Consider the following 26768-nt stretch of genomic DNA (forward strand, 5'->3'; position numbering starts at 1 on the left):
GATCATGCGTCCGGTACGGCCTGGAACGGGGCTTCTTTATCCGTGCGTTCCTTGTTGCCCCAGGCGGCGACGCCGACCTTGAGCGCATAGAACAGGATGCTGAATACCACGAACAGGAACAGCGCCGTCAGCGTTGCGTTGGTGTAGGCGTTCCAGATCACGTGCTGCATCTGGTCGACACTTTTGGCCGGGGCCAGGATCTGGCCGTTGGCCAGGGCATCACTGTATTTCTTGGCCAGCGACAGGAAGCCGATCGCCGGGTTGGCGTCGAACAGCTTGATGAAGCCTGCGGTGGTGGTGCAGATCAGCAGCCACACGGCCGGCAGCATGGTCACCCAGATGTAGCGCTGGCGTTTCATTTTGATCAGCACAACGGTGGCGAGCATCAGCGCGATACCGGCCAGCATCTGGTTGGAGATACCGAACAGCGGCCACAAGGTGTTGATACCGCCCAGAGGGTCGATCACGCCTTGGTACAGCAGGTAACCCCACATCGCCACGCAGCCTGCGGTGGCGATCAGGTTGGCCGTCCACGACTCGGTACGCTTGAGCGACGGCACGAAGGAGCCGAGCAGGTCCTGCAGCATGAAGCGCCCGGCACGGGTGCCGGCATCAACTGCAGTCAGGATGAACAGCGCTTCGAACAGGATCGCAAAGTGGTACCAGAACGCCATGGTGTTTTCACCCGGCAGCACGCTGTGCAGGATCTGCGCGATCCCCACCGCCAAGGTCGGCGCACCACCGGCACGGGCCAGGATGGTGGTTTCGCCGATGTCATGGGCCACAGCGGTCAGCGCCTCGGGCGTAATTGCAAAGCCCCAGCTGCTGACGGTTTGCGCCACAGCCACCACGTCACCACCGACCACGGCGGCCGGGCTGTTCATGGCGAAGTACACGCCCGGCTCGATCACCGAGGCCGCGACCATGGCCATGATGGCCACGAACGACTCCATCAGCATCGCGCCATAACCGATATAGCGCGCGTTGGTTTCGTTATCCAGCAACTTGGGCGTGGTGCCCGAGGAGATCAGCGCGTGGAAACCCGAGACCGCGCCACAGGCGATGGTGATGAACAGGAACGGGAACAGGCCGCCCTTCCACACCGGGCCGGTGCCGTCGATGAACTGGGTCAGGGCCGGCATTTTCAGCTCTGGCATGGTGACCAGGATGCCGATCGCCAGGGCGATGATGGTGCCGATTTTGAGGAAGGTGGAGAGGTAATCACGCGGTGCCAGGATCAGCCACACCGGCAGCACTGCAGCGACGAAACCGTAGCCGATCAGCATCCAGGTAATTTGAATGCCAGTGAAGGTGAAGGCCTTGGCCCAGACCGGGTCAGCGGCAATCTGCCCGCCCAGCCAGATCGAACCCAGCAGCAACAGCACGCCGATGATCGAGATCTCGCCGATGCGGCCCGGACGGATGTAGCGCATGTACACGCCCATGAACATCGCGATCGGGATGGTCGCCATCACGGTGAAGATGCCCCATGGGCTCTCCGCCAGGGCCTTGACCACGATCAGCGCCAGCACCGCGAGGATGATGATCATGATCAGGAAGCAGCCGAACAGCGCGATGGTCCCCGGGATACGCCCCATTTCTTCGCGGACCATGTCCCCCAGGGAACGGCCGTTGCGACGGGTGGACAGGAACAGGACCATGAAGTCCTGTACCGCACCGGCCAGCACCACGCCGGCAATCAGCCAGAGCGTGCCGGGCAGGTAGCCCATTTGCGCAGCCAGCACCGGGCCGACCAGCGGGCCTGCACCGGCAATCGCCGCAAAGTGGTGACCGAAAAGGATGTGTTTGTTGGTCGGCACATAGTCCAGACCGTCATTGTTGAGCACTGCGGGGGTGGCCCGCCGTGGATCGAGTTGCATCACGTTATTCGCGATGAACAGGCTGTAGTAGCGGTATGCAACCAGGTAGATGGCCACAGCAGCGACCACAATCCACAAGGCGTTGATCGCCTCGCCGCGGCGCAAGGCCACTACGCCCAGGGCGCACGCTCCTACGATTGCCAGCACCAGCCAGGGTAGGTGGCGTAGCAGGCTATTATTATTTTTCATTTTTATATTCCAGCCAGGGTGGACAGAAAGGACAGCCATCCCGAGTTTAGCGCTGTTGGCTTCAAAGACCACCCCCCTACGTTGGTCTAGAGCCTTGCCATGGCAAAAAAAGCAGAAATAAAAGCCGGGTGATGGCGCAAGGCTACAATCCTTCTATTCACAGAGGGTTTAACCATGACCGAGCAACCGTCTGACCGCCGCCGTTTTCGACGAATCGCCTTTGATGCCAGGACAACCATTGCCCAGGACAGCTGGAATTGGCCGGTGCAACTGGTGGATTTGTCGCTGCGCGGGTTACTGGTGGAGCGCCCTGACGACTGGCGGGGCAATGGCAAGCGCCTGTTTGACGTGGATATCCGCCTGGACCCACAGGCGCATATCAAGATGCAGGTGAAGCTGGCCCATGACGATCACGGACAGTTGGGTTTTGTGTGCGAACACATTGACCTGGATTCGATCAGCCACCTGAAGCGGCTGATCGAGCTGAACCTGGGCGATGAGGATGAGCTGCACCGCGAACTGGGTGCCTTGCTCGAAATTTAGCCGTCAGGGAAATGCCGTACGTGCCGGGAAGTCGCCTTCCGACTCCCAGAAGCCCGCTTTCTGAGTCGACGCGGCCTGCCACAGGTCGTCGGCAAAACGGTAGGTGGTGTAACGGGTGACGAAGTCTTCGTCGCCGTCACCGTCCATGAAGGACGACACTTGCAGCAATTCATCCACCCCGCCAGCGGCCGGCGTGGCAGCCTGCCAGGCGGCCTTGCCGGTCTGGGCCAGGATCAATGGTTTGATCTTGCCATCGGTGCCTTTGCAGTCCATCGGCTTGAGGTGGTGTTTGGCGGGCATCAACAGTTGTGTGGCCGGGCCACTGTAGCTGCCCATCGGTGCGGTCTGGTCGATGACCAGGAAATACACCGTCTCCGGCAGGCTTTTGAGCGGCGCCTTTTTAACCTCGGCCAGCGGGTAGCCGAGGTCTTCGTGGGCGATCACGTCACCGGAGGCTGACACTAACCGCACCTGGGCTTCCAGCAGCGGGTTTTCCACCAGGTCGCCAGGCTCGTCAAACGAGTCCTCGTCCAGGCCATTGCCCCAACTGTCCTTGTGCAACTGAGCGCTGATGCGCTGGTCTTCGAGCACCTGCAGGACACTGCCGTCATCCGTTGCCAGCTTTTGCGCCAGACGGTAACCGGCGGGCAGCTCGGCCCACGCCAAAGCAGGCAGCCCGGCCAAGGCGACAAACAGGGCGACTGCGCCCCAGCATTTCGAACGTTGCATGGCATCCATCCCTGGTTTATTCAAAAAGTGCATCCAACGCCTGCTCCAGGCGTGTGACAGCAATGATCTGCAAGCCCGGCGGCGACTCTTTCGGCGCATTGCCCTTGGGCACGATTGCGCGTTTAAAGCCGTGCTTGGCCGCTTCTTTCAACCGTTCCTGACCGCTCGGCACGGGACGCACTTCACCCGACAGGCCGACCTCGCCGAACACCAGTAGGTCGTGAGGCAGCGGTTTATTGCGCAAGCTCGACATCACCGCTGCCATCAACGCCAGGTCGGATGCCGTTTCCAGCACCTTGACCCCGCCGACCACGTTGAGGAACACGTCCTGATCGTGGGTCGGAATGCCGCCGTGGCGGTGTAGCACCGCGAGCAACATGGCCAGGCGGTTCTGATCCAGGCCCAGCGTGACCCGACGTGGGTTGGCCAAGTGGCTGTCATCCACCAGCGCCTGCACTTCCACCAGCATCGGCCGGGTGCCTTCCCACGTCGCCATCACCACACTGCCCGGGACTTCTTCCTGAGCACGTGTGAGAAAAATCGCCGATGGATTGGAGACTTCTTTCAAGCCCCGGTCGGTCATGGCAAACACGCCCAGCTCGTTCACGGCACCAAAGCGGTTCTTCACGGCGCGCAACAGCCGCAGACGGCCATCGGACTCGCCTTCGAAATACAGCACGGTGTCGACCATATGTTCCAACACCCGTGGCCCGGCCAGCGCGCCCTCTTTGGTCACATGGCCCACCAGGAAGATCGCCGTGCCGCTCTGCTTGGCATAGCGCACCAGCAGCGCCGCACTTTCGCGCACCTGGGACACGCCGCCAGGTGCCGATTGCAGTTGTTCGGTAAAAATGGTCTGGATCGAGTCGATCACCATCACCTTGGGCTTTTCGATACGCGCCGTGGCGATGATGCTTTCGATGCAGGTTTCGGTCATGACCCGCAACTGATCCTGGGGCAGCCCCAGGCGCCGCGCACGCATAGCCACTTGTTGCTGGGATTCTTCACCGGTGACGTACAGCGCCGGCATACGGCTGGCAATGCTGCACAGGGTTTGCAGCAGGATGGTCGACTTGCCGATGCCCGGGTCGCCGCCGATCAGCACCACCGAGCCGTCCACCAGACCGCCGCCGAGCACCCGGTCCAGCTCACCGGAAGCGGTGGAGAAACGCGGGATTTCTTCGACGCTGACTTCGGCCAGGGTCTTGATCTGCGCCTGCTGCCCGGTCCAGCCGGCACGGCCGGTGGGGGCTGCGGCGCCACCGCTTTCGATCATGGTTTCAGTCAGGGTGTTCCACGCACCGCACTCAGTGCACTGGCCGGCCCACTTGGGAAAGGTCGCGCCGCACTCCGTGCAGCCGTACATGCGCTTGGCCTTTGCCATTTGAGAACCTCCAACCGAAAAACCGCGATAATAGCTCAGCGCGGCGCCGGGGTCCGGATTTCACCACTGGCCAAGCGTGAAGCGCTGTTACCGATCGGGTCTTCGGCATTCAGGTCGGCGCCCTTGGCCTTGAGGGCATCGAGCAGCTCGACCCGCTTGAACAGCCCGGCGTACATGGCGGCGGTCTGCCCGGCACCATTACGCTGGTCGGGGTTGCAGTCGGTGGCCAGCAGGCGCTGGGCGATTTTCAGCTCACCCTTGAAGATCGCGCCCATCAGCGCAGTGTTGCCGCGTTTGTCCTGCACACAAGCGTCGGCGCCGGCGCTGAGCAAGCGCTCCACGAACGGACCCTGGCCGTGGTAGGCGGCGAGGATCAGCGCGGTGTAGCCCTTGTCGTCCTGGGTATTTAGGCTGTAGCCGGACTCGATAAAGGTGTTGAGCATGTCGAGGTCGCCACGGCGGGCGGCGTCGAAGTAATAATCCTGCAGTTGTGCCTTGAGCTTCGCAGGGTCGGCGGGCTCGGCCCATGCGCCGAACGTCAGGCAAACCAGCACGGCGCCCATCAAAATTCGCATAACACTTCCTCCGTAAACGCGCCCTTTGTAGGAGCCGGCTTGCCGGCGATGGCGTCCTTGAGCCGACGCAAACTTCAAGGGCCTAATCGCCGGCAAGCCGGCTCCTACGGGGGTGTGGGGTTAGTCGGTGAGTTTTTCGGCCAGCGCTTTCACGCGTGCCAGGTCGCCCTTGGCCACTTTGGTCACGCCGGTGCCGTACTCCGGGTCCGCCTTGTAGAGGAACGACAGGATGATGTGCTTGCTCTCGTCATCGGTGGTGGCCAACGAGCCGCCGAAGTTGTCGATCAAGTCCTGACGCTCTTTCTTGCTGTAGGAGCGGTACAGATCACCGGCCTGCTTGAAGTTCTGCTCACGCTGGATCTTCGCCTGCTGGGTGCTGCCCGACAGCGCCAGCTGGCTGTAGCGTGCGGTTTGCGGTTCTTCCCGTGGCTCAAGGCGACTTGGCTGGTAGTTCACGCCGCTGGTGGTCTTGCCGATGTTCATCGCACCATCCTGGTTACCGTTATTAACGGTCACCCGGGGAGCATTGATCGGCAGTTGCAGGGCGTTCGGGCCCAGGCGGTACATCTGGGTGTCAGCGTAGGAGAACACCCGGCCTTGCAGCAGGCGGTCTTCCGACGGCTCGATACCCGGCACCAGGTTCGCCGGGGCCATGGCCACTTGCTCGGTTTCCTGGAAGACGTTCGCCGGGTTGCGGTTCAGGACCATTTGCCCCACTTTACGCTCGGGCACATTCGGCCAGATCTTGGTGGCGTCCAAGGGGTCGAAGTCGAACTTGGCCAGGTCTTCAGGCTTGAGGACTTGCACATACAAGTCCCACTTGGGGAAGTCGCCCTTGTTGATATGGGTGACCAAGTCATGGGTCATATGGCTGTAGTCACGCCCCTGAACGTCGATAACTTGTTTGGGGTCGAGGTTCTTTATGCCTTGCAGGCTCTTCCAGTGAAACTTGACGTAGTGCACTTCACCCTTGGCGTTGATCAACTTGTAGGCATGTACGCCATTGCCGTCCATTTCCCGATAACTCGCTGGCGTGCCGGAGTCGGAATACAACTCGGTGAGGGTGCGCGTGGCTTCCGGAACATGGGAGAAGAAGTCAAAACGGCGTGAGTCATCGTCCAGATTAGTGCGCGGGTCCGGTTTGAACGCATGGACCATGTCCGGGAACTTGATGGCATCGCGAATAAAGAAGGTCGGGAAGTTGTTGCCCACTAAATCCCAGTTGCCTTCGGCGGTGTAGAACTTGGTAGCGAAGCCGCGCGGGTCACGCAGAGTTTCAGGCGAGTGGTTGCCATGCACCACCGCAGAGAACCGCACGAACACCGGGGTGGATTCACCGGCGGCAAACACCTTGGCCTTGGTCAGGTCGCTGAGGTTATCGGTGACCGTGAAGGTGCCGTGGGCCCCGGTGCCACGGGCATGCACCACACGCTCCGGGATGCGCTCGCGGTCAAAACGCTGCAGTTTCTGGATCAGTTGCACATCTTGCAGCAGCACCGGGCCATTGGCGCCGGCCGTCTGCGAGTTCTGGTTGTCACCGACCGCCGCACCGTTATCGCGGGTCAGGTTGGCGGCCTGCACGGAGAGGGACAGCAGGCTGGCGGTGGCCAATGCCAGCGCGACTCGCGCTGAAACAGGCCTGCGACTCATGGGGGTTTTCATCGAGGTTTCCTCTGGTTTTTTTAATGCACATTCAGTTGTGCTTGCCAGAGGCTAGTGATCCGAGCGCCGGAAGATAAATAGAAAAGCCGTACCAACCCGATTAATAAAATAAGGTGGTAACCCACTGAAACCACGGGTATTTCGCGCGCGACTGGTGGCACTTTGCAAACTATTTGCGATTTAATGTGTCGATAAAAACTAACAGTGTTAACAGTTGTGTCGCGCAAGCCCTCTACGACTGAATTACACTGACTTCCACCCTTCTCATCTGTAACAAGGAATAACCTATGGGCGTGATCAGTGAGTTCAAGGCCTTCGCGGTCAAAGGTAATGTGGTCGATATGGCCGTCGGTATTATCATCGGCGCCGCCTTCGGCAAAATTGTTTCCTCGTTTGTAGGGGACGTGGTGATGCCACCTATCGGCCTGCTGATCGGCGGCGTGGACTTCGGCGACCTGGCCATCCAGCTCAAGGCCGCACAAGGCGGGGCGCCGGCCGTGGTACTGGCTTACGGCAAATTCATCCAGAGCATCATCGACTTCGTGATCATCGCGTTTGCGATTTTCATGGGCGTGAAAGCCATCAACCGCCTCAAGCGCGAAGAAGCCGTGGCACCTACCCTGCCGCCGACTCCGACCAAAGAGGAAGAGCTGCTGACCGAAATTCGGGACCTGCTCAAAGCCCAGAACAACAAGCCGCTTTAATCGCGGACCCAAAAAAGGCGCCTTTTGAGGCGCCTTTTTTCTACCAGTAGTTTTCCACCGCCACCTGGCCGGGGCGTCGGCTCAGGCTCAGTTGCATGTCGCGCTGCTTGAGCAGTTGGCGGGTGTCGTCGACCATCTGCGGGTTGCCACAAATCAATACGCGGGAGTGCTCAGGGGTCAGCTCGACACCTGCGGCACGCTCCAATTCACCATTCTCGATCAGCGTGGTAATGCGCCCATTCAACGCGCCCGGATGCTGCTCACGGGTGACGATCGGAATGTACGTGAGTTTGTGCGCGTACTCGGCCAGGTACTCACGCTCGCCCAGTTCCTTGATCAGTGACTGGTAGGCCAATTCCTTGGCTTCCCGGGCGCTGTAAACCAGTACGATGCGTTCGAATTTTTCCCACACTTCAAAGTCCTGCAGGATCGACAGAAAGGGCGCCACCCCGGTGCCGGTGCCCAGCAGCCACAAATCACGCCCATCGACAAAGCGGTTCAGAGTCAGGAAACCCGTGGCCTGGCGCTCCACCATCAAGGTATCGCCCACCTGCAAGCGACTCAGCTCGCTGGTGAATTCGCCGCCCGGAACGACGATAGAGAAGAAGTCCAGATGCTCATCAAACGGTGAAGACACCAGGGAATAAGCGCGCCACACGGTACTGCCATCGGCTTTGGTAACGCCCAGGCGTACAAACTGGCCCGCCGTGAACCGAAAGCCGGGGTCGCGGGTGGTGCGCAAGGTGAACAGACTAGGGGTCAGCGATTGCACATCGAGCAAGGTCTGGCGGGTGAATTTTTCAGCACTGGCCGTCATGGGGAACTCCGTTTTGCACAGGCCCCTAGTGTCGCTCAAAACAACCCGTGCAAACACCGACGATTGGTACTGGCATTGTTGCGTTCAGGGTTTCTCCGGCCCTTTGAGTGGAATTGCGTTACGTTTTTGAAACAGTAATAGGCAAATAGTGCGAACTAATCATTTCGCTATTAGGAAGCTCGGAATAATTCGCTAGATGTCGCTGCACGCTTATTAGCTATCACTTTGGCACTAGTGATAAACCATTAAAACCAAAAGGTTTTTCTCGCAGACTGAATAATCCTTACCAAAAGCAGTGCGTTGTACAAGGCATAACTACCTAAAGCCTAGTTATCCATAACTTTTTTTTCACCAGCGTCAGTAGGCTATGTCCTACACTCATTTTCGTGCTGCTTTGGGGGATTAGGACGTACCCAAGTCACGGAGAAACCTATGGAGATTTACCCATGCTTAACTGGCGGAACACACGGCTCCCCAAACTGGAAGGCGAGAACGAGATCACCAGTGTGTTTGAAATGGTTGTCAACCACACCTACGAGCTCGGCTTCCAATTCTGCTCATTTACGATGAGTTCCCAATTACCTAAAAATCAAACTGAACCGATCCAGATAAACAATTACCCCAATGAATGGAACACCATTTACAAGCAAGCGCACTTCTATGATGTAGACCCCGTTGTTGGCCACTGTAAACGTTGCGTGCTTCCGATTGTCTGGGAGGAGAAAGCCTTCCATGCCACGCCCAACTTATGGGACCTGGCGCAATCGTTCGGTGTGCACTTGGGCTGGAGCCAATCAGTCCACGACTTCCAGGGCGTCTTCAGTATGTTGACCCTGGGGCGCGGCGAAGGTGATGTCAGCCCCCAAGAGCTTTACGAAAAAGCCGGCCAGGTGTTGTGGATGTGTCACGCGATGCACGCGGTGGTCGCCAAGAAATACGCAGACAAGCCCGCGCCTCAGGCGCCCAACAAACTATCCCCCAGAGAAACAGAGATTCTCAAATGGTCGGCCATGGGCAAGACCGCCGGGGACATCGCGACGATTCTTTGCCTCTCGGAACGTACGGTGGGCTTTCATTTGAAAAATTCGTTCATCAAGTTAGGGGTCAATAACAAGATTGCTGCAGTGCTCACGGCCTCGAAAGCAGGCCTGTTTTGAGTGACGTATCAATCCCCGCATGTAATTACATCGAAAAAAAAGTAACATTCGCAGCCAATTCTGAGTGGTGACGCAGTGCTTCAAGCACCGCTTCGCAGTCCACTCAGACGGTTCCGCCAGCACCTGCGCAGCCGGCTGAACACCCATCGATGACCCAGAGCCTCCCCCGCCATGCCCCTGCTCGACAGCCCCTTCGCCCAGCTCGATCTGATTCGCCAGCCAGAGCAACACAACGATCCATTGCAGGCCTTCGATGCGGCCGACGAGTATTTGCTCAGCTACCTGGCCGAACAGCAGCCGCAAGCCACAACCCGCGTGCTGGTGCTCAACGACAGTTTTGGCGCCCTGGCCGCCAGCCTTGAGGGGCACGTGCAGGTCACCACCAGCGGCGACTCATTCCTCGCCGCCCAGGGCCTGGAGAAGAACCTGTCGCGCAACGGCAAGGCGTTTGACGCGGTCACGTTCGTCCCGGCCAGCCAGGTGCCGAGCGGGCCGTTTGATCGCGTCCTGATCCGCGTGCCCAAGACCCTGGCGCTGCTGGAGGAACAACTGATCCGCCTGCAAGGCCAATTGGCGCCCGACGCCGAAGTGATCGCCGCCGGCATGATCAAGCACCTGCCACGGGCTGCGGGCGACTTGCTGGAACGCTACATCGGCCCGATGCACGCCTCCCTGGCCGTGAAAAAGGCACGCCTGCTGATCGCGACCCAAGCGGATCGCCCAACGGCGGTGTCACCCTACCCGACGCGTTATGCCCTGGAAGCGCCGGCCATCGAACTGCTCAACCATGCCAACGTGTTCTGCCGCGAAGGGCTGGACATCGGTACCCGTGCCTTCCTGCCCCACCTGCCCAAAAACCTCGGCAGCGCCCGCGTGGCCGACCTGGGTTGCGGCAACGGCGTATTGGCGATTGCCAGTGCCCTGCACAACCCCGACGCGCAGTACACCCTGGTGGACGAGTCTTATATGGCCGTGCAATCGGCCGCCGAGAACTGGCGCGCCGCGCTGGGCGAGCGTGAAGTGAGCGTGCGGGCCGGTGATGGCCTGGCCGGCCAGGAGCCCGGTTCGCTGGACGTGGTGCTGTGCAATCCGCCGTTCCACCAGCAACAGGTGGTGGGCGACTTCCTCGCCTGGCGCATGTTCCAGCAAGCCCGGGAAAGTTTGGTGGTCGGTGGCGCCCTGTACATCGTCGGTAACCGTCACTTGGGTTATCACACCAAACTGGCGCGGTTGTTCCGTGGTGTCGAGCAAGTCGCCACCACGCCGAAGTTCGTGATCCTCAAAGCGCGCAAATAAAAAAACCCTGCCGTTCTCGCAAAGGGCAGGGTTGAAAAGCCGGGCCGCGAGGCCCGGATCGGGATGTCAGTGGGTGGTCAGGCCGGCCGCATTCATGAACATGCGCATCAGGCTGGCCACGACAAACAGGGCCAGCACGCTGCCGGTCCAGATCATCGCCAACCACCCCAGGCGCCGCCACAACGGCTGTTTCTCGGCCTGTTCAATCTCGTGCAACGAAGGTTTGCCCGCCATGTCGCGACCCTCCTAGTGGTAGCCGTCTTCGTGGGTGACCTTGCCGCGGAATACGTAGTAGCTCCAGAAGGTGTAGCCCAGGATGAACGGGATGATGAATAACGTGCCCACCAGCATGAAGCCCTGGCTTTGCGGCGGCGCGGCGGCGTCCCAGATCGACACCGACGGCGGGATGATGTTCGGCCACAGGCTGATCCCCAGGCCGCTGTAGCCGAGGAAGATCAGCACCAGTGTCAGCAGGAACGGCGTGTAGTGAGCGTTACGTGCCACGGCGCGGATCAGCCCGTACATGGTCACCAGCACCAGGATCGGCACCGGCAGGAACCAGAACAGGTTTGGCAGGGTGAACCAGCGCGAGGCGATTTCCGGGTGTGCCAGCGGTGTCCACAGGCTGACGATACCGATCACGGCCAACACCACGAATGCCAGCGGCCGCGCCAGGTTGTGCATCTGTTCCTGCAACTTGCCTTCGGTTTTCATGATCAGCCAGGTGCAGCCGAGCAAGGCGTAGGCAACCACCAACGCCACACCGCAGAACATCGTGAACGGCGTGAGCCAGTCCAGGGAACCGCCGGCAAACTTGCGGTCAACCACCGGGATGCCATCGATAAAGGCGCCCAGCGCCACGCCCTGGAAGAACGTGGCCGCGAGCGAGCCGCCGATGAACGCCTTGTCCCACAGGTGACGCTTGTGGTCCTTGGCCTTGAAGCGGAACTCGAAGGCCACACCGCGAAAGATCAGCCCGATCAGCATCAAAATCAGTGGCAGGTACAGCGCCGACAACACCACCGAGTACGCCAACGGGAATGCACCAAACAGCGCGGCGCCACCGAGTACCAGCCAGGTTTCGTTACCGTCCCATACCGGAGCGACGGTGTTCATCATCACGTCACGGTCAGTCTTGCCCGGGATAAACGGAAAGAGAATGCCGATGCCCAGGTCGAAGCCGTCCATGACCACGTACATCATGATGCCGAAGATGATGATCACGGCCCAGATCAGCGGAAGATCAATGCCCATCTCAATGCCCCTTGTGCTGGATGTGGGTGTGGTCGTCATCGCTGCCATCATCGGCGGCGGACAACGGACGGGCCGGCGTGCGTTTCTGGCCAGGACCACCGTGGGTTGGCTCACTGCCCTCATGGGTCTGCGGACCTTTGCGCACCAGGCGCATCATGTAGCCAAGCCCCGCACCGAACAGCGCGAAATACACCACCACGAACAACACCAACGTAATCGTCATTTGCGCCAGGCTATGCCCCGATGAAGCATCCGCCGTGCGCATCAGCCCGTAGACCACCCACGGCTGACGGCCGATTTCGGTGGTGAACCAGCCGGCGAGAATCGCGATCAGGCCGGACGGGCCCATCCACAACGCCAGGTACAGGAACGGCTTGGACGTGTACATCTTGTCGCCCCGGCGCAGCAACAGGCTGAACAAACCGGTGAAGATCATCAGGAAGCCCAGGCCGACCATGACCCGGAACGACCAGAACACGATGGTCGAATTAGGCCGATCCTCAGGCGGGAACTCCTTGAGCGCCGGCACCTGTTTGTCCAGGGAGTGGGTCAGGATCAGGCTGCCCAGGTAGGGAATCTCCACCGCGTATTTGGTTTTTTCGGCCTTCATGTCCGGCCAGCCAAACAGGATCAGCGGCGTGGGTTCGTTACCGATGTTTTCCCAGTGGCCTTCAATTGCAGCGATTTTCGCCGGTTGATGCTTGAGGGTGTTGAGGCCGTGGAAGTCACCGATCACCGCCTGGATCGGCGCGACGATCAGGGCCATCCACATCGCCATCGAGAGCATCTTGCGGATCGCCGGATTGTCCTTGCCGCGCAGCAAGTGCCAGGCCGCCGAGGAGCCGACAAAGAACGCCGTGGCCACGAAGGCTGCCGTGGCCATGTGCGCCAGGCGATAAGGGAAAGACGGGTTGAAGACCACCGCAAACCAATCGGTCGGGATCACGCGGCCATCGATGATCTCGAAGCCCTGGGGCGTCTGCATCCAGCTGTTGGACGACAGGATCCAGAACGTCGAAATAAGCGTACCGACCGCCACCATCACGGTAGAGAAGAAGTGCAGGTTGCGTCCCACCTTGTTCCAGCCGAAGAGCATCACCCCCAGGAAACCGGCCTCAAGGAAGAAGGCCGTGAGCACTTCGTACGTCAGCAGCGGCCCGGTGACGGCGCCGGCGAAGTCCGAGAAGCGGCTCCAGTTGGTGCCGAACTGGTAGGCCATGACCAAACCGGAGACCACGCCCATGCCGAAGTTGACGGCAAAGATCTTCGACCAGAAATGGTAGAGGTCACGGTAGGTGTCGTTGTGGGTCTTGAGCCACAAGCCTTCCAGTACCGCGAGGTAACTGGCCAGGCCGATGGTGATCGCCGGGAACAGGATGTGGAAAGAGATGGTGAACGCGAATTGAATTCGGGCGAGATCTAGCGCCTCCAAACCGAACATAAGTCTTCCTCTGTCAGGTAATACCGGCTGCTGGCTGGGAGCCTGCACCCACTGCCCCCACGGATATGGAGTGTGGCGAATTCAAATTCGTTTCTTTTTTAACCAACCACGTAGGGAATCTGGCCTCGCGGCCGCCAGAGCAATCCCGGGGCGGGTTTTGATCTGGATCAAGCATTGCTGAAAGAGTAGTCCTAATTTTGACGTAGGACGGCGTGGTCTTTTGCCGCGTGACAGACTGCCTCAGCTCAGTTGTTGCAACTATCTGTTACAACTTAATGATAACCTCGGCGCTCCCTCCGGCCCTGACCTGAACTCCCGATGCCTAGTGAACCCGCGTTGCTGTTGCGTCACCACCGCCCTTTCATCGCGTTCTGGCTGGCGCGCATCTTCACTGCCAGCGGGTTCCAGATGCTCACCGTGGCCATCGGCTGGAACCTCTACCAACTGACCGGCAACGTGCTGGACCTGGGCTTGGTCGGCCTGGTGGAGTTCGTGCCACGCGTGCTGTTCATGCTGCACACCGGGCACGTGGCCGACCGCTACGAGCGGCGCAAGGTGGCAGCCATCTGCCAGACCGTGCAGGCGTTGATTGCCTTGAGCCTGGCCATCGGCGGCCTGACCGGCAACGTGACCCGCGAGATGATCTTCATCCTCGCCTTCCTGCTGGGCGCCGCACGCTCCTTTGAAATGCCCACCACCCAGGCGCTGCTGCCGAGCATCGTGCCGACCGCATTGTTTCCGCGTGCGGTGGCGTCGTCACAATCGGCCCAGCAACTGGCAACCATCGTCGCACCGGCCCTCGGCGGCCTGCTCTATGCGTTCGGCAGCGTGTGGGTCTACGGCCCCACCGTGGCGCTGTACCTGATTGCCTGCGTGCTGACCCTGAACCTGCCTGCACGCCAGACCCCGTTGAACAAAGCCAAGGCCACCATGGACTCGCTGCTGGCCGGGATTCGCTTTATCCGCAGCCGCCCGGACATCCTCGGCGCCATCTCCCTGGACCTGTTCGCCGTACTGCTGGGCGGCGCCACCGCGCTGCTGCCGGTGTTCGCCAAGGACATCCTGCTGACCGGCGCCTGGGGCCTGGGCCTGTTGCGCTCGGCGCCTGCGGTGGGAGCGTTGTTGATGTCGCTGTGGCTGGCACGGTTCTCGGTTGACCGCCATGTCGGCCGGGTGATGTTCACCGCAGTGGGCGTGTTCGGCGTGGCGACCATCGCCTTCGGCCTGTCGACCTCGTTCTGGTTTTCCCTGGCCGTGCTGGTGGTACTGGGCGCGGCGGACATGATCAGCATGGTGATCCGCGCATCGTTCGTGCAATTGGAAACACCGGATGAAATGCGCGGGCGAGTGAGTGCGGTCAACGGCTTGTTTATCGGCGCGTCCAACCAATTGGGCGAGTTCGAGTCGGGCATCACCGCCCACTGGTTCGGCACTGTGCCGGCCGTGGTGATGGGCGGGATTGGCACGCTGCTGGTGACGGGCGTGTGGATCAAGCTGTTCCCGACCCTGGCCAATCGGGACCGCATGCATGTGCCGGTTGAAGAAACCAAGGCATAAGTCATCCCCCTATCCCTGTGGGAGCCGGGCTTGCCCGCGATAGCGGTGTATCAACCACAGATAAGTGTTTGACCCACCGCTATCGCGGGCAAGCCCGGCTCCCACACTGGACCTCACAGGGCCGGGAGATTGATGTCAGAGCACTTTATCCAAGGTGATCGGAAAGTCCCTGACCCGCTTGCCCGTGGCGTGATACACCGCATTCGCCACCGCGGCCGCGACCCCGACAATCCCGATCTCACCCACCCCTTTCGACCCTAGCGCATTGACGATCTCGTCGTGTTCCTCGACGAAAACCACGTCAATTTCACCGATATCCGCATTCACCGGAATGTGATACTCGGCCAGGCTGTGGTTCATGAAGCGACCCAAGTGGTGGTCCGTCTGGGTTTCTTCATGCAGGGCCATACCAATGCCCCACACCACCCCGCCAAGAATCTGGCTGCGCGCCATTTTGGGATTCACCACGCGCCCGGCCGCAATCGCACTGACCACGCGGCTGACCTTGATAGTGCCCAAGTCTTCATCCACCCGCACTTCCACAAACACCGCCGAGTGCGTGGCGGTGGCATAGCCCTCGCGCTTCTTGTCCGGCTCACTGTCGACCTGCACCTGCAGCGTATCTTCACCGCTGTCCTTGACCAACTGGGCCAGCGATACACGCACATCACCGGTGTGCAGGTGGCCGTCGTCAAAGCGCACCGTCTCGGCGCCCTTGAACACCGGATACGTCTGCCGCGCAATCTCCAGCAGTTTGGCCGCCAATGCTTCGCAGGCTTGTTGGACGGCTGTGCCCACCGAAGACACGGTGAACGAGCCGCCCTGCAACGGGGCCGTGGGCAATGAGGAATCGCCGAGCACAAACTCGACATTTGCCACCGCCACGCCGCTGGCCTGCGCAGCAATCTGGGTCATGACCGTATAGGTGCCGGTGCCGATATCAGTGGTGGCGCTGCTGACCGTCAGTTTGCCCTTAGCGTCGAGCCTTGCCTTGGCACTGGCCTTCATCTGCATCGCTTCCCACACGCCGCCGGCCATGCCCCAGCCGATCAACTGGCGGCCGTCGCGCATGCTGCGTGGCTCCGGGTTGCGCTGGCTCCAGCCGAAACGTTCGGCGCCTTCGCTGTAACACTCGCGCAGGGCTTTACTGGACCAAGGTTTGTCTTCGTTCTGACTGCGTTCGGCATAGTTGATCAGGCGCAGTTGCACGGGGTCGATGCCCAGCGCGCAGGCCAGCTCATCCATCGCGCACTCCAGGCCGATCACACCGAGGGCGGCGCCGGGTGCGCGCATGTCCAGCGGTGTGTACACGTCCAGTGGCACCAGCTTGTAGGTCAACTGCACGTTGTCGCAGTGGTAGAGCATGCCGCTCCACTCCACCACGTGTTCGCTGAAATCCTCGAAACGTGAGGTTTGGCCAATCGCGGTGTGCCCCAGTGCCATCAACCGGCCGTTGGCCGCCGCGCCCATCTGCAAACGCTGCAAGGTGCGCGGGCGATAACCGAAGGTGAACATCTGTTGGCGGGTCAGCGTCACGCGCACCGAACGCTTGAGCGCCAGGGCCGCCATCACGGCCAACGGCAACTGATATTGCGGGCGCAACCCTGAACCAAATGCCCCGCCGACAAACGCGGCAAAGATCCGCACCTGGCTTTTATCCAGGCCGAAGACTTTTTGCACATAGGCCTGACAGTTTTGCGGGCCTTGGGTTTTGTCGTGGATATGCAAGGTGCCATCGGGCTGGTACAGCACGGTACTGGCATGGGGCTCCATGGGGTTGTGGTGTTCGATGGGCGTGCTGTAGTGCAGATCCAGGTGGACGGCAGCGGTGCTCCATTCGGCCTGGAAGTTTCCGCGTGGTGCAGGCGGCGTTTGGGGTGACGGGTGCGCCTGTTCCTGTAAAGCCAGCAAGTCAGTCTCGAAGGGTTCGGTGGCGTATTCGATCTCCACCAGGGAGCCTGCATGCCGTGCCAGTTCCAGGTTGTCTGCGATCACCAGGGCCAAGGGCTGGCCGCTGTACAACACGCGGTCGTTGTACAACGGACGAAACGCAGAACCGTCGGCCGCATCGGCGTCAGCAAACGCGTCGTCATAGCTCGCGAGTTTCGGCCGGTTGAGGTGATCAAGCACCATGACCACGCCCGGCAATGCCAAGGCTTTGGCGGCATCGATGCGGGTCACTCGCCCTTTGGCGACGGTGCTGGACACTACGCTGCCATACAACAAGCCTTGTTCCGGGAACTCACCGGCATAACGCGCCTGGCCAGTGACCTTGAGCAGACCGTCCACCCGGTCCAACGGTTTGCCGATAGCGGTCATGGGCGTGCTCCAGCGAGAGCGGCATCACTCAGGGCGCGAATAATCCCGCGGCGTGCCAGCTTGATCTTGAACGCATTGTGCGCCAACGGTTCGGCATCTTGCAGCAGGGCGTCGGCGGCCGCGCTGAAGGTCTCACGGCTGACAACCTGGCCGATCAACGCCGACTCCACCGCGCGATCACGCCAGGGTTTATGCGCCACACCGCCAAGCGCCAGACGGGCGTCGACGATGGTCTCGCCGTCCAGCTCAAGGGCGGCGGCCACCGACACCAACGCAAATGCATAAGAGGCACGGTCGCGAATCTTCAAGTAATGGCTGTGGTGGGCCAGTTGATCGGCCGGCAGCTCGATGGCCGTGATCAGTTCGTCGTCGGCCAACTGGTTATCGCGTTGCGGCGCGTCACCGGGCAAGCGGTGAAAGTCAGCAAACTCGATGACCCGCGCGCCGCCACGCCCTTCAACGTGCACCCGCGCCTCCAGCGCCGCCAAAGCGACGCACATGTCTGAAGGGTGAGTGGCCACACACTGGGCGCTGGCGCCAAGGATGGCATGGATGCGATTCAAGCCGGTGCGCGCCGGGCAACCGCTGCCGGGCTCGCGCTTGTTGCACGGCACAGCGGCGTCATAGAAGTAATAGCAACGCGTGCGCTGTAACAGGTTGCCACCGGTACTGGCCATGTTGCGCAATTGCGGCGAGGCCCCGGCGAGGATGGCTTGAGACAACAGTGGGTAACGCTGTTCGATCAGCGGATGCCAGGCCAGGTCGGCGTTGCTGACCAATGCACCGATCATCACCCCACCGTCGGCGGTCGCCTCCACGCCTTGAAGCGGCAGGCCGGTGATATCGATCAAGTGTTCGGGGCGGCTGATGTTTTCTTTCATCAGGTCCAACAAGTTAGTGCCGCCGGCAATGAAGCGCGAGGCGGCGCTGCTCAGGTGAACGGCCTCGCGTATGTCCACCGGCTTGCTGTAATGAAAGGGGTTCATTGCTCACCTCCCAATACAACCTCTTCGATGGCATCGCGAATATTACTGTAGGCGCCGCAGCGGCACAGGTTGCCACTCATCAATTCCTGGATCTGTGCGTAGGTGTGAGCGCGGCCTTCATTGGCCAGGCCGACGGCGGAACACAGTTGCCCGGGGGTGCAATAGCCACACTGAAAGGCATCGTGCTTGATAAAAGCCTGCTGAATCGGATGCAGCACGTCGCCGCTGGCCAAACCCTCGACCGTCGTCAGCTCGGCGCCGTCGCACATCACCGCCAGGGTCAGGCAGGCATTCACCCGCTTGCCATCGCGCAACACGGTGCAGGCGCCGCATTGGCCGTGGTCGCAGCCCTTTTTACTGCCGATCAGGTCCAGTTGTTCGCGTAGCAGGTCCAGCAGCGTGGTCCAGGGCAACACGTTCAGTTGGCGATCCTGCCCGTTGAGGGTCAGGCGTATCGAGTGGCTGACGAACGGTCGAGCCGCCGCGCCTTTGGGAGTTGCGCTCATAAACACCTCACGGGTTGGTGTACATCCGCGGCGTTCAGGAAAGTCGCCGTCTCAGGGGTACGACTTCCCGGGGTAATGAGCGTTCAAGGGGATTGATCAGCGGATATTGAGCAGCGTCTTCAAGGTGTTCTGCGGGCCGTTGATCGACGAGTTGCTGTACTCGAACCAGCCTGGCGCTTCGACATTCAGGCTGAACACATAGATGTAGCCCATCAGAGTGCCTGCGCCGTTGCACGCCTGACTGATGTTGCCCACCTGGCACACGGGTGTGCGCGTGCCGTCCAGCTCCGCACCATCGAAACGGCCCATGGGGTTCTTGCCCAGGCCGACTTCCATCACCGAGACCCGTGTAGGCCCGCGGTGCGTGCACATCTGGGTACTTTGCGCCCGTTCCGGAATGGTTTCAGTGCACGCCGCCGACTCGACCTTGAACACGCGCACTTCGCTCAAGGCCGGTGCAGTCGCGCCCCACGCCGGTGCCGCGCCCAGCCACAGGCTGATACTGGCGATCAGAGCTAGACTCCACGCGTTGGCTTTTTTCATGCTGGCAATGACCTTGAATTAAACGTCGGCGCAGTATGCCTCAAGGCCATGATCCGGAGCGATTGTTCAAGAGGCCCAGCCCATACACCATATGGCCTCGGCTGCTGGTATGATGCGCCGCTTTTTCCGATCCTCTCTGAAACCACAGGCGCTTGGCGCAGTTTGTGCTTTGACTTAGAGGTCAACAAATAACGACGCAAAATAGCGTCACAGGGAGCCGGCATGCTGGAAAAGCTGTTTCAACTCAAGGCACACAACACCAACGTGCGCACCGAGATTCTTGCGGGTATCACGACATTCCTGGCCATGGCCTACATCCTGTTCGTGAACCCGAGCATCCTCGGCGAAACCGGCATGGACAAAGGCGCCGTGTTCGTCGCGACCTGCCTGGCGGCCGCCATCGGTTCGACCGTGATGGGCCTGATCGCCAACTACCCGATCGCCCTGGCGCCGGGCATGGGCCTCAACGCCTTCTTTACCTACACCGTGGTCCTGCACATGGGCCATACCTGGCAAGTGGCGCTGGGTGCGGTGTTCATTTCGGCGGTGCTGTTCTTCCTGCTGTCGATCTTCCGCATCCGTGAGTGGATCATCAACAGCATCCCCCTGCCCCTGCGTTCGGCGATTGCCGCCGGTATCGGCCTGTTCCTGGCGCTGATCGCCCTGCACAACGCCGGCATCGTGGTGAGCAACCCGGCCACCATGGTCGGCCTGGGCGACCTGAAACAACCGGCGCCGATCCTGGCCACCCTCGGTTTCGCGCTGATCGTTGCGCTGGAAGCCCTGGCCGTGCGCGGTGCGGTGTTGATCGGCATTCTGGCGGTGACCATCGTCTCCATCGCCCTGGGCTTCACCCCGTTCGGCGGCGTGACCTCGATGCCACCGTCCCTGGCCCCGACCTTCCTGCAGCTGGATATCAAAGGCGCGCTGGATATCGGCCTGGTCAGCGTGATCTTCGCCTTCCTGTTCGTCGACCTGTTCGATAACTCCGGCACCCTGATCGGCGTTGCCAAGCGCGCTGGCCTGATGGGTAAAGATGGCCACATGCCGAAAATGGGCCGTGCGCTGATCGCCGACAGTACCGCCGCCATGGCCGGTTCCCTGCTGGGCACCTCGACCACCACCAGCTACATCGAATCGGCTGCGGGCGTGAGCGCCGGTGGCCGTACCGGTTTGACTGCCATCGTGGTCGCGATCCTGTTCCTGCTGGCGCTGTTCTTCTCGCCACTGGCCGCCAGCGTGCCGGCCTTCGCCACGGCCCCGGCGCTGCTGTTCGTGGCCGTGCTGATGACCTCGGGCCTGGCCGAAATCGACTGGGACGACATCACCGTTGCAGCGCCGGTGGTGATCACCGCCCTGGCAATGCCATTCACTTATTCCATCGCCAACGGCATCGCCTTCGGTTTCATCGCCTGGACCGCCATCAAGCTGCTTTCGGGCCGCTACCGTGAGCTGAACCCGGCACTGGTGATCCTGTCGATCCTGTTCGTGATCAAGCTGGGCTGGTTCAACGCATGACTTTTGACGCCGCACGCTACACCGCTCAACTGCAAGACAAGGTCACGCGCTTGCGTGACCTGCTGGCACCGTTCGACGCCCCCGAGCCGCAGGTCTTCGACTCGCCACTGCAGCACTTTCGCCTGCGTGCGGAGTTCCGCCTGTGGCGCGAAGGCGGTGATCGCCACTACGCGATGTTTTCGCAAGACGACAAGCGCACGCCGATCCTGATCGAAGAATTCCCGATTGCCAGCCTGCGCATCAATCAGTTGATGCCGCAACTCAAGGCCGCCTGGCAAGCCAGCGCCGCCCTGAGCCACAAGCTGTTCCAGGTGGAGTTTCTCACCACCCTGGCGGGTGACGCGATGATCACCCTGTGCTATCACCGCCCGCTGGACGAGCATTGGCACGCCGCCGCGAACCAGCTGGCGGCTGACTTGAACGTGAGCATCATCGGCCGCTCCAAGGGCAAGCGCGATGTGATCGGCCACGACTACGTGGTGGAAAAACTCGACGTCGGCGGTCGCACCTTCAGCTATCGCCAACCCGAAGGCGCGTTCACCCAACCCAACGGCACGGTGAACCAGAAGATGCTCAACTGGGCGTATGAAGCCTTGGGTGATCGCCCGGATGACTTGCTCGAGCTGTATTGCGGCAACGGCAACTTCACCCTGCCGCTGGCCACCCGCGTGCGCAAGGTACTGGCCACCGAGATCAGCAAGACCTCGGTGAACGCGGCGCTGAGCAACCTCGATGAAAACGCTGTGGATAACGTCACCCTGGTGCGTTTGTCTGCCGAAGAACTCACCGAGGCGCTCAATGAAGTGCGCCCGTTCCGTCGCCTGCACGGCATCGACCTCAAGAGCTACGAGTTCGGCAGCGTCTTCGTCGACCCGCCGCGCGCTGGCATGGACCCGGACACCTGCGAACTGACCCGCCGTTTCGACAACATCCTGTACATCTCCTGCAACCCGGAGACGTTGGCGGCGAACATTGCGCAACTGCATGACACGCACAAAATCACCCAGTGCGCGATGTTTGACCAGTTCCCGTGGACGCACCACATGGAATCCGGCGTGCTGCTGACCCGCCGATAAACCGCCCCTTGTTGGAGCCGGCTTGCCGGCGATCGCGGTGTGTCAGTTAACACCTGTGCTGACTGATCCACCGCAATCGCTGGCAAGCCAGCTCCTACAGGGGATGTGTGTTCAGGTCAGGCAGAGGGTTGGAAATACCCCGCCAACGCCCGCAAATCCTGCTCGCTGAGCAACCCCGCGTAATACTTCAATTGAATCCTTGCCAGCAGGTACGCATGCCGCGCATTCGCCAGGTCGCGGCGGGCGGTGAAGAGTTGTTGCTCGGCATCGAGCACATCAAGGTTCACCCGCTCTCCCCCGCTAACACTTTTCTGGGTCGCCGCGACCAGCGCCGTGGCCGAACTTACCGCCATCTCATAGGCCCGCACTTTCGCCGCGCCGCTGGTGTTGAGGTTGAACTGCTTGCGCAACTCCACCAGCGTGGCAGAAGTTTGCGCGTCCAACTGGTACTGGGCCTGGGACAACTGGTTCGCCGCCTGGCGCGTAGAGGCTGACACCGAGCCACCGGCAAACAGCGGCAGGCTGACCTGAATGCCGACGCTGTTGGTGTCGTATTTCTGGTTGTAGCTGCTTTCTGAATCAGAGCTGGTCTGGCGGCTGCTGGCGTACAGGCTGACCCTGGGCAAATGGCCCGCGCGCTTGCGCTCCACTTCATAGGCCGCCACGTCCAGCGCATGGTGCTGGGACTTGAGTTCCGGGTTGTTGGCCATGGCCATTTCACGCCAGGTTTCGAAGCGGTTGGGCTCAAGTGGCGGGATATCAAACTGGCGAGTCAAAGGCGCCAGCTCTTCGATCTGCAACGGCTGGCCGACGATGGCTTCCAGTTCGCGCAAGGCGCTGTCCTGGGCATCCAGCGATTCGATCTCTTCGGCCTGGGCCAGGCTCAAGCGTGCCTGAGTTTCCAGCACGTCGGTGCGCGTGCCTTCACCGCCCTTGAGCAAACGGTCATTGAGTTGCAGGCGCTCGGCAAACGCGCGCTTCTGCGCACGGCTCAACTCGATGCGCTCCTGGGCCAGCAATGCCTGGCTGTAGGCATTGAGCACGCGCACCGCCAGTTCCTGGCTCTTGCCGCGAAAACGCTCATCGGCCATCAATGCCTGGGCCGTGCCCTGGCGAAAGCGCGCATAGGCTTCGTAGTCGAGCAGTGGTTGCTGCAAGGTCAGGGTCGAGGCATAGCTGCGGTAATCGCGGTCGCTGGTGGTGTTGCCCGCCGTCACTTCAGATTCGTTGCGCGAATTGTTGTAGCTCCAGGACAGGTTCGGCAGCAACGCCGAACGGCCGATCACGCGGTTCTCTTCACCGGCTTCACGCTCCTGGATGGCCGCCTGAAAGGTCGGGTCATTGCGCAGCGCCAAGTCGTAGGCGTCCAACAAACCCAAGGCGTTCGCCGCCGAGGTGCAACCGAAACACAAGGTAAACAACAGCGCCTTCATTCTTCCACCAGGGCCATATGGGTGCGATCGAGCAGGGGTTTGAACAGGTAGTTGAGCATCGAGCGCTCACCGGTCTTGACGAAGGTTTCCACCGGCATGCCGGGGCGGATCTGTACGCCATCCAGCTGCTGCATACCGGCGGCGCTCACCTGGGCGCGCAGCGTGTAGTAAGGCTCATCGGTGCGTTCATCGACCTGGCGGTCCGCCGACACCAGCGTCACTTCGCCCGCGATCCGCGGCGTGGTGGCCTGGTTGAAGGCCGAGAACAGTAGTTCGACGGGCAAGCCCGGGTGCACCTTATCGATCATCTGCACCGGCACTCGCGCCTCCACCAGCAACGGTTCGCCTTGCGGCACGATGTCCATCAGCGCCTGGCCAGGCTTGATCACGCCGCCCTCGGTGTACACGTCCAGCCCCACCACCACGCCGGACGCAGGCGCCCGCACCAAACTGTTGGCCAGCTCGAACTCGGCCGACGCCAGGCGATTGCGCAAGTCATCGCTGCGGGTGCGGGTATCGGCCAACTGGCTGCGCAGGTCTTTCTGGAAGTCTTCGCCGAGCTGTCGGATGCGCAGGCGCAGTTCGAGCACTTGGCGCTGCAATTGGCCGATGCGGCCATAGTCCTCGGCGATGGTGCCGTCGATCTGCGCGTAAAGGCGTTCGCTGTCGAGCAGGCGATTGCGCGGGATATAGCCATCGCGGGCCAGTTCGCGCAGGCCTTGCAGTTGCTCGTTCAGGGCGGCGCGTTGCTGGACTTTGCTGGCTTGGGAATCCCGTGTGCCGCGCAACTGTGCTTCGGCGCCGGCGATGGTTTCGCGCAGGCCTTGTTGCTCGGTGGCCAACGCCTGGGCGCGGCTGTTGAACAGCTGCCGTTGCAGACTCAGCGTGCCCGCGGCGTCCGGATCGTTAAGCAGTTCCGGGCCGAAGTCGATGGCTGGCAGCCCCTCGCTTTCGGCACTCAACCGCGCCTCACTGGCCAGGGACGCCAGGTACTGGCTGCGCAGCGACTGCATCTGCCCGCGCAACGGCGTTTCCTTCAAGCGCAACAGCACTTGGCCGGCGCTGACGACGTCACCGTCGCGCACCTCGATACGCTCGACGATCCCACCGGCCGGGTGCTGCACGGTCTTGCGATGGCCCGAGACCATGACCTTGCCGGACACCGCCACGCCCTTGTCCAACGGCGCCAGCGCGGCCCAGCCGAGAAACCCGACGAACCCGCCCAGCACCAGCCACCAGCCCAGGCGCGAGTACTTTTTGTCATCCAGCGCCAGCACGTTGTGGGGCTGGTCGCTCACCAGCATCGGTTTGCCCTGGCTCATGCCTGTTTCCCTTCACCGAGTCGGTAACTCATGCTCATGGTCGACACCGGTTTGGTCACCGGCGCAGTGGGTTTCTGACGCGCTTCCAGCACCCGCGCCGTCGGGCCGAAGGCTTGCAACTGGCCGTCCTTGAGCATCAGCAGTTGGTCGGTGAGGGTCAGCACGTTGGCTTTGTGGGTGATCAACACCACGGTGCGTCGCTGCTGCTTGAGCTGGGCGATGGCCTGGAGCAACGCTTGCTCGCCGACTTCGTCGAGGTTGGCGTTGGGCTCGTCCAGCACGATCAACGCGGGCAGGCCGTACAGCGCACGCGCCAGGGCCACGCGTTGTTTCTGGCCACCGGACAAACCGGCACCGCCCTCCCCCAGCACGGTGTCGTAACCTTGGGGCAGTTGCAGGATCAGCTCGTGTACGCCGGCCATTTGGGCGGCGGCGAGGACTTTGTCCGCTTCCACCTCGGCAAACCGCGCGATGTTTTGCGCGATGCTGCCGGCGAACAACTGGATGTCCTGGGGCAGGTAGCCAATGTGCGGCCCGAGTTGCTGTTTGTCCCACAAGGTCAGGTCGGCGCCGTCCAGCCGCACCTTGCCGGCCAGAGGAGCCCAGGCGCCCACCAGCACCCGCGCCAGGGTGGACTTGCCACAGCCCGATGGGCCGATCACCCCGAGCACTTCGCCCGCCGGCAGGTTGAACCCCAGGTTGTTCAAGGCGGGTCGGCGACTGCCGGGGGCCGAAGCGCTGAGCTGTTCCACCGCCAGCTGGCCCTTGGGCACCGGCAAGTGCATGCGCGCCGGGCGTGCAGGGTTAGCCGCGAGCATCTGCGACAAGCGCTCATAGGCCAGGCGCGCCGAGCCCCATTGCTTCCACACGCCGATCAACTGGTCGATCGGGCTGAGCACCCGCCCCATCAGGATCGACCCGGCAATCATCATCCCCGGGGTGATATCGCCCTGTACCGCCAGCAAGGCGCCCAGCCCCAGCACCAGCGACTGCAACGCCAGGCGCACGCCCTTGGACCAGGCGGTGACGGCGGCGGTCTTTTCACTGGCCAGGTTCTGCTGGGCCAGGAACGCCTGGTGCTCGCCGAACCAACGACCGCGCAACGTGGCGAGCATGCCCATGGCTTCGATGGTGTCGGCATTGCGCAGGTTGGCCGTGGCCTGCTGGCTGGCGCTGATGGACAGCTGACTGGCCAGGGCCATCGGCGCCTGGCTGACGCGGTGGTTGATCCAGGCGAGTGCGATCAGGATCACCGCGCCGCCCAGGGCCAGCACGCCCAGCCAGGGGTGGAACAGGAAAATCACCAGCAGGTACACGGGAAACCACGGCGCATCGAAAAACGCGAACAGCGCCTGGCCGGTGGCGAACTGGCGCAGCGTGGTCAGGTCATTCAGCGCCTGGCCTGCCGCCTGTGGGCTGCCCTTGAGTTGCGCTTCGAACGCGGCGTCGTAGACCCGCTGGTTCAAGCGCATGTCCATTTGCGTGCCCAGGCGGATCACCACCTGGCTGCGCACCCATTCCAACGCGCCCATCAGGCCGAACAGGCCGAGGATCATCAGTGTCAGCATCAACAGGGTCATCTGATTGCCCGACGCCAGCACTCGGTCGTACACCTGCAGCATGTACAGCGCCGGGGCGAGCATCAGCAGGTTGATCACCGCCGAGAACAGGCCGATGTTGAAGAAGCCACTTTTATAGGCCGTGAGGGCAGCCAGGGTTTCGTTGCCGGCGTGGCGCATCTGGGGAGTCTCGAAGGGTTGAGCGGGCAGCGTCGCCGCGTTGACAGGCGATACGACGCTGCGCAGAATTCGGCACCGCCGCCGCCGAAGAATTAGAAGGCTTGGCGACAGCGGTGTGTCATGCGGCGAATGGGGGAG

At 61.5% G+C, this 26768-nt stretch carries 23 protein-coding genes; 7 read left to right on the forward strand and 16 right to left on the reverse strand.

Annotated elements, in window-relative coordinates:
* Window positions 1–2: 2 nt before the first annotated feature.
* On the reverse strand, window positions 3–2069 hold the full coding sequence (locus AC07OV_RS13875) for a carbon starvation CstA family protein (RefSeq protein WP_495092411.1): 2067 nt from the start codon (window positions 2067–2069) through the stop codon (window positions 3–5).
* Between the two features lie 174 nt (window positions 2070–2243).
* On the opposite strand from AC07OV_RS13875, the gene AC07OV_RS13880 reads away from it, so the two are divergent.
* Entirely contained in the window at window positions 2244–2612 is a 369-nt protein-coding gene (locus tag AC07OV_RS13880) for a PilZ domain-containing protein (RefSeq protein ID WP_495092412.1), read from the forward strand.
* A 3-nt stretch (window positions 2613–2615) separates the two neighbouring features.
* On the opposite strand, the gene AC07OV_RS13885 is transcribed toward AC07OV_RS13880, so the two are convergent.
* From AC07OV_RS13885 to katB, 4 genes are all read right to left on the reverse strand, one after another.
* The gene (locus tag AC07OV_RS13885) at window positions 2616–3341 is read right to left on the reverse strand and encodes a hypothetical protein (protein WP_495092413.1); all 726 of its coding nucleotides are present in this window, start codon (window positions 3339–3341) and stop codon (window positions 2616–2618) included.
* Window positions 3342–3357: 16 nt separating this feature from the next.
* Window positions 3358–4725 carry a DNA repair protein RadA gene (gene radA / locus AC07OV_RS13890; RefSeq protein ID WP_176998461.1) on the reverse strand — a complete coding sequence of 456 codons (1368 nt, stop codon included), beginning with the start codon at window positions 4723–4725 and terminating at the stop codon, window positions 3358–3360.
* Between the two features lie 35 nt (window positions 4726–4760).
* Window positions 4761–5300 (reverse strand): ankyrin repeat domain-containing protein, encoded by a 540-nt coding sequence (locus tag AC07OV_RS13895; protein ID WP_495092414.1) that lies wholly within the window; start codon window positions 5298–5300, stop codon window positions 4761–4763.
* A 120-nt stretch (window positions 5301–5420) separates the two neighbouring features.
* Window positions 5421–6962, reverse strand: a complete 1542-nt coding sequence (gene katB / locus AC07OV_RS13900; RefSeq protein WP_494997765.1) for a catalase KatB — start codon at window positions 6960–6962, stop codon at window positions 5421–5423.
* Between the two features lie 287 nt (window positions 6963–7249).
* Between katB and mscL the strand changes: the two genes are divergently transcribed.
* Window positions 7250–7666 (forward strand): large-conductance mechanosensitive channel protein MscL, encoded by a 417-nt coding sequence (gene mscL / locus AC07OV_RS13905; protein ID WP_176998464.1) that lies wholly within the window; start codon window positions 7250–7252, stop codon window positions 7664–7666.
* Between the two features lie 40 nt (window positions 7667–7706).
* On the opposite strand, the gene AC07OV_RS13910 is transcribed toward mscL, so the two are convergent.
* Window positions 7707–8483, reverse strand: coding sequence for a ferredoxin--NADP reductase (locus tag AC07OV_RS13910; RefSeq protein WP_176998465.1), 777 nt, complete (start codon window positions 8481–8483; stop codon window positions 7707–7709).
* Window positions 8484–8929: 446 nt separating this feature from the next.
* Between AC07OV_RS13910 and AC07OV_RS13915 the strand changes: the two genes are divergently transcribed.
* Both AC07OV_RS13915 and AC07OV_RS13920 read left to right on the forward strand, forming a co-directional pair.
* Window positions 8930–9640: a helix-turn-helix transcriptional regulator gene (locus AC07OV_RS13915; protein ID WP_494997764.1), complete on the forward strand. Its 711-nt coding sequence runs from the start codon at window positions 8930–8932 to the stop codon at window positions 9638–9640.
* 171 nt (window positions 9641–9811) lie between these two features.
* Window positions 9812–10936 (forward strand): methyltransferase, encoded by a 1125-nt coding sequence (locus tag AC07OV_RS13920; protein WP_494997763.1) that lies wholly within the window; start codon window positions 9812–9814, stop codon window positions 10934–10936.
* A 66-nt stretch (window positions 10937–11002) separates the two neighbouring features.
* On the opposite strand, the gene AC07OV_RS13925 is transcribed toward AC07OV_RS13920, so the two are convergent.
* Genes AC07OV_RS13925 through AC07OV_RS13935 form a run of 3 tightly spaced genes read right to left on the reverse strand, consistent with a single transcriptional unit; the run spans window position 11003 to window position 13631 of the window.
* Window positions 11003–11170 (reverse strand): DUF2474 domain-containing protein, encoded by a 168-nt coding sequence (locus AC07OV_RS13925; RefSeq protein WP_176998468.1) that lies wholly within the window; start codon window positions 11168–11170, stop codon window positions 11003–11005.
* Between the two features lie 12 nt (window positions 11171–11182).
* Window positions 11183–12190: a cytochrome d ubiquinol oxidase subunit II gene (gene cydB, locus AC07OV_RS13930; protein WP_495092415.1), complete on the reverse strand. Its 1008-nt coding sequence runs from the start codon at window positions 12188–12190 to the stop codon at window positions 11183–11185.
* A gap of 1 nt (window position 12191) precedes the next feature.
* Window positions 12192–13631 (reverse strand): cytochrome ubiquinol oxidase subunit I, encoded by a 1440-nt coding sequence (locus AC07OV_RS13935; protein WP_495092416.1) that lies wholly within the window; start codon window positions 13629–13631, stop codon window positions 12192–12194.
* Window positions 13632–13949: 318 nt separating this feature from the next.
* Between AC07OV_RS13935 and AC07OV_RS13940 the strand changes: the two genes are divergently transcribed.
* Window positions 13950–15188, forward strand: coding sequence for an MFS transporter (locus tag AC07OV_RS13940; protein ID WP_176998470.1), 1239 nt, complete (start codon window positions 13950–13952; stop codon window positions 15186–15188).
* A gap of 135 nt (window positions 15189–15323) precedes the next feature.
* On the opposite strand, the gene AC07OV_RS13945 is transcribed toward AC07OV_RS13940, so the two are convergent.
* From AC07OV_RS13945 to AC07OV_RS13960, 4 genes are all read right to left on the reverse strand, one after another.
* Window positions 15324–17507: a xanthine dehydrogenase family protein molybdopterin-binding subunit gene (locus AC07OV_RS13945; protein ID WP_495092417.1), complete on the reverse strand. Its 2184-nt coding sequence runs from the start codon at window positions 17505–17507 to the stop codon at window positions 15324–15326.
* Window positions 17504–18493, reverse strand: a complete 990-nt coding sequence (locus tag AC07OV_RS13950) for an FAD binding domain-containing protein (RefSeq protein ID WP_494998310.1) — start codon at window positions 18491–18493, stop codon at window positions 17504–17506. Before AC07OV_RS13950 ends, AC07OV_RS13945 begins: the two co-directional genes overlap by 4 nt.
* Window positions 18490–18999: a (2Fe-2S)-binding protein gene (locus AC07OV_RS13955; RefSeq protein ID WP_495092418.1), complete on the reverse strand. Its 510-nt coding sequence runs from the start codon at window positions 18997–18999 to the stop codon at window positions 18490–18492. Before AC07OV_RS13955 ends, AC07OV_RS13950 begins: the two co-directional genes overlap by 4 nt.
* 96 nt (window positions 19000–19095) lie before the next feature.
* The gene (locus AC07OV_RS13960; RefSeq protein ID WP_176998474.1) at window positions 19096–19542 is read right to left on the reverse strand and encodes a DUF4879 domain-containing protein; all 447 of its coding nucleotides are present in this window, start codon (window positions 19540–19542) and stop codon (window positions 19096–19098) included.
* Between the two features lie 222 nt (window positions 19543–19764).
* Between AC07OV_RS13960 and AC07OV_RS13965 the strand changes: the two genes are divergently transcribed.
* Together AC07OV_RS13965 and trmA are read left to right on the forward strand one after the other, a co-directional pair.
* A complete protein-coding gene (locus AC07OV_RS13965) occupies window positions 19765–21060 on the forward strand; it encodes an NCS2 family permease (protein WP_025858939.1) in 1296 nt (431 codons plus the stop codon).
* Window positions 21057–22136, forward strand: a complete 1080-nt coding sequence (gene trmA / locus AC07OV_RS13970; RefSeq protein ID WP_495092419.1) for a tRNA (uridine(54)-C5)-methyltransferase TrmA — start codon at window positions 21057–21059, stop codon at window positions 22134–22136. The genes AC07OV_RS13965 and trmA overlap by 4 nt, the downstream gene beginning before the upstream one ends.
* 116 nt (window positions 22137–22252) lie before the next feature.
* On the opposite strand, the gene AC07OV_RS13975 is transcribed toward trmA, so the two are convergent.
* Genes AC07OV_RS13975 through AC07OV_RS13985 form a run of 3 tightly spaced genes read right to left on the reverse strand, consistent with a single transcriptional unit; the run spans window position 22253 to window position 26630 of the window.
* Window positions 22253–23569, reverse strand: a complete 1317-nt coding sequence (locus AC07OV_RS13975) for a TolC family outer membrane protein (RefSeq protein ID WP_495092420.1) — start codon at window positions 23567–23569, stop codon at window positions 22253–22255.
* Window positions 23566–24891 carry an HlyD family type I secretion periplasmic adaptor subunit gene (locus AC07OV_RS13980; protein WP_495092421.1) on the reverse strand — a complete coding sequence of 442 codons (1326 nt, stop codon included), beginning with the start codon at window positions 24889–24891 and terminating at the stop codon, window positions 23566–23568. Before AC07OV_RS13980 ends, AC07OV_RS13975 begins: the two co-directional genes overlap by 4 nt.
* The gene (locus tag AC07OV_RS13985; RefSeq protein ID WP_495092422.1) at window positions 24888–26630 is read right to left on the reverse strand and encodes a type I secretion system permease/ATPase; all 1743 of its coding nucleotides are present in this window, start codon (window positions 26628–26630) and stop codon (window positions 24888–24890) included. Before AC07OV_RS13985 ends, AC07OV_RS13980 begins: the two co-directional genes overlap by 4 nt.
* Between the last annotated feature and the right edge of the window lie 138 nt (window positions 26631–26768).

It is taken from the genome of Pseudomonas sp. GW821-FHT09A09, from assembly GCF_059418405.1.

Excerpts from the sequence above, each read along its gene's own strand:
- AC07OV_RS13875 (WP_495092411.1), bottom strand. The coding sequence starts at position 2,069 with ATGAAAAATAATAATAGCCTGCTACGCCACCTACCCTGGCTGGTGCTG.
- AC07OV_RS13880 (WP_495092412.1), top strand. The coding sequence starts at position 2,244 with ATGACCGAGCAACCGTCTGACCGCCGCCGTTTTCGACGAATCGCCTTT.
- AC07OV_RS13885 (WP_495092413.1), bottom strand. The coding sequence starts at position 3,341 with ATGCAACGTTCGAAATGCTGGGGCGCAGTCGCCCTGTTTGTCGCCTTG.
- radA (WP_176998461.1), bottom strand. The coding sequence starts at position 4,725 with ATGGCAAAGGCCAAGCGCATGTACGGCTGCACGGAGTGCGGCGCGACC.
- AC07OV_RS13895 (WP_495092414.1), bottom strand. The coding sequence starts at position 5,300 with ATGCGAATTTTGATGGGCGCCGTGCTGGTTTGCCTGACGTTCGGCGCA.
- katB (WP_494997765.1), bottom strand. The coding sequence starts at position 6,962 with ATGAAAACCCCCATGAGTCGCAGGCCTGTTTCAGCGCGAGTCGCGCTG.
- mscL (WP_176998464.1), top strand. The coding sequence starts at position 7,250 with ATGGGCGTGATCAGTGAGTTCAAGGCCTTCGCGGTCAAAGGTAATGTG.
- AC07OV_RS13910 (WP_176998465.1), bottom strand. The coding sequence starts at position 8,483 with ATGACGGCCAGTGCTGAAAAATTCACCCGCCAGACCTTGCTCGATGTG.
- AC07OV_RS13915 (WP_494997764.1), top strand. The coding sequence starts at position 8,930 with ATGCTTAACTGGCGGAACACACGGCTCCCCAAACTGGAAGGCGAGAAC.
- AC07OV_RS13920 (WP_494997763.1), top strand. The coding sequence starts at position 9,812 with ATGCCCCTGCTCGACAGCCCCTTCGCCCAGCTCGATCTGATTCGCCAG.
- AC07OV_RS13925 (WP_176998468.1), bottom strand. The coding sequence starts at position 11,170 with ATGGCGGGCAAACCTTCGTTGCACGAGATTGAACAGGCCGAGAAACAG.
- cydB (WP_495092415.1), bottom strand. The coding sequence starts at position 12,190 with ATGGGCATTGATCTTCCGCTGATCTGGGCCGTGATCATCATCTTCGGC.
- AC07OV_RS13935 (WP_495092416.1), bottom strand. The coding sequence starts at position 13,631 with ATGTTCGGTTTGGAGGCGCTAGATCTCGCCCGAATTCAATTCGCGTTC.
- AC07OV_RS13940 (WP_176998470.1), top strand. The coding sequence starts at position 13,950 with ATGCCTAGTGAACCCGCGTTGCTGTTGCGTCACCACCGCCCTTTCATC.
- AC07OV_RS13945 (WP_495092417.1), bottom strand. The coding sequence starts at position 17,507 with ATGACCGCTATCGGCAAACCGTTGGACCGGGTGGACGGTCTGCTCAAG.
- AC07OV_RS13950 (WP_494998310.1), bottom strand. The coding sequence starts at position 18,493 with ATGAACCCCTTTCATTACAGCAAGCCGGTGGACATACGCGAGGCCGTT.
- AC07OV_RS13955 (WP_495092418.1), bottom strand. The coding sequence starts at position 18,999 with ATGAGCGCAACTCCCAAAGGCGCGGCGGCTCGACCGTTCGTCAGCCAC.
- AC07OV_RS13960 (WP_176998474.1), bottom strand. The coding sequence starts at position 19,542 with ATGAAAAAAGCCAACGCGTGGAGTCTAGCTCTGATCGCCAGTATCAGC.
- AC07OV_RS13965 (WP_025858939.1), top strand. The coding sequence starts at position 19,765 with ATGCTGGAAAAGCTGTTTCAACTCAAGGCACACAACACCAACGTGCGC.
- trmA (WP_495092419.1), top strand. The coding sequence starts at position 21,057 with ATGACTTTTGACGCCGCACGCTACACCGCTCAACTGCAAGACAAGGTC.
- AC07OV_RS13975 (WP_495092420.1), bottom strand. The coding sequence starts at position 23,569 with ATGAAGGCGCTGTTGTTTACCTTGTGTTTCGGTTGCACCTCGGCGGCG.
- AC07OV_RS13980 (WP_495092421.1), bottom strand. The coding sequence starts at position 24,891 with ATGAGCCAGGGCAAACCGATGCTGGTGAGCGACCAGCCCCACAACGTG.
- AC07OV_RS13985 (WP_495092422.1), bottom strand. The coding sequence starts at position 26,630 with ATGCGCCACGCCGGCAACGAAACCCTGGCTGCCCTCACGGCCTATAAA.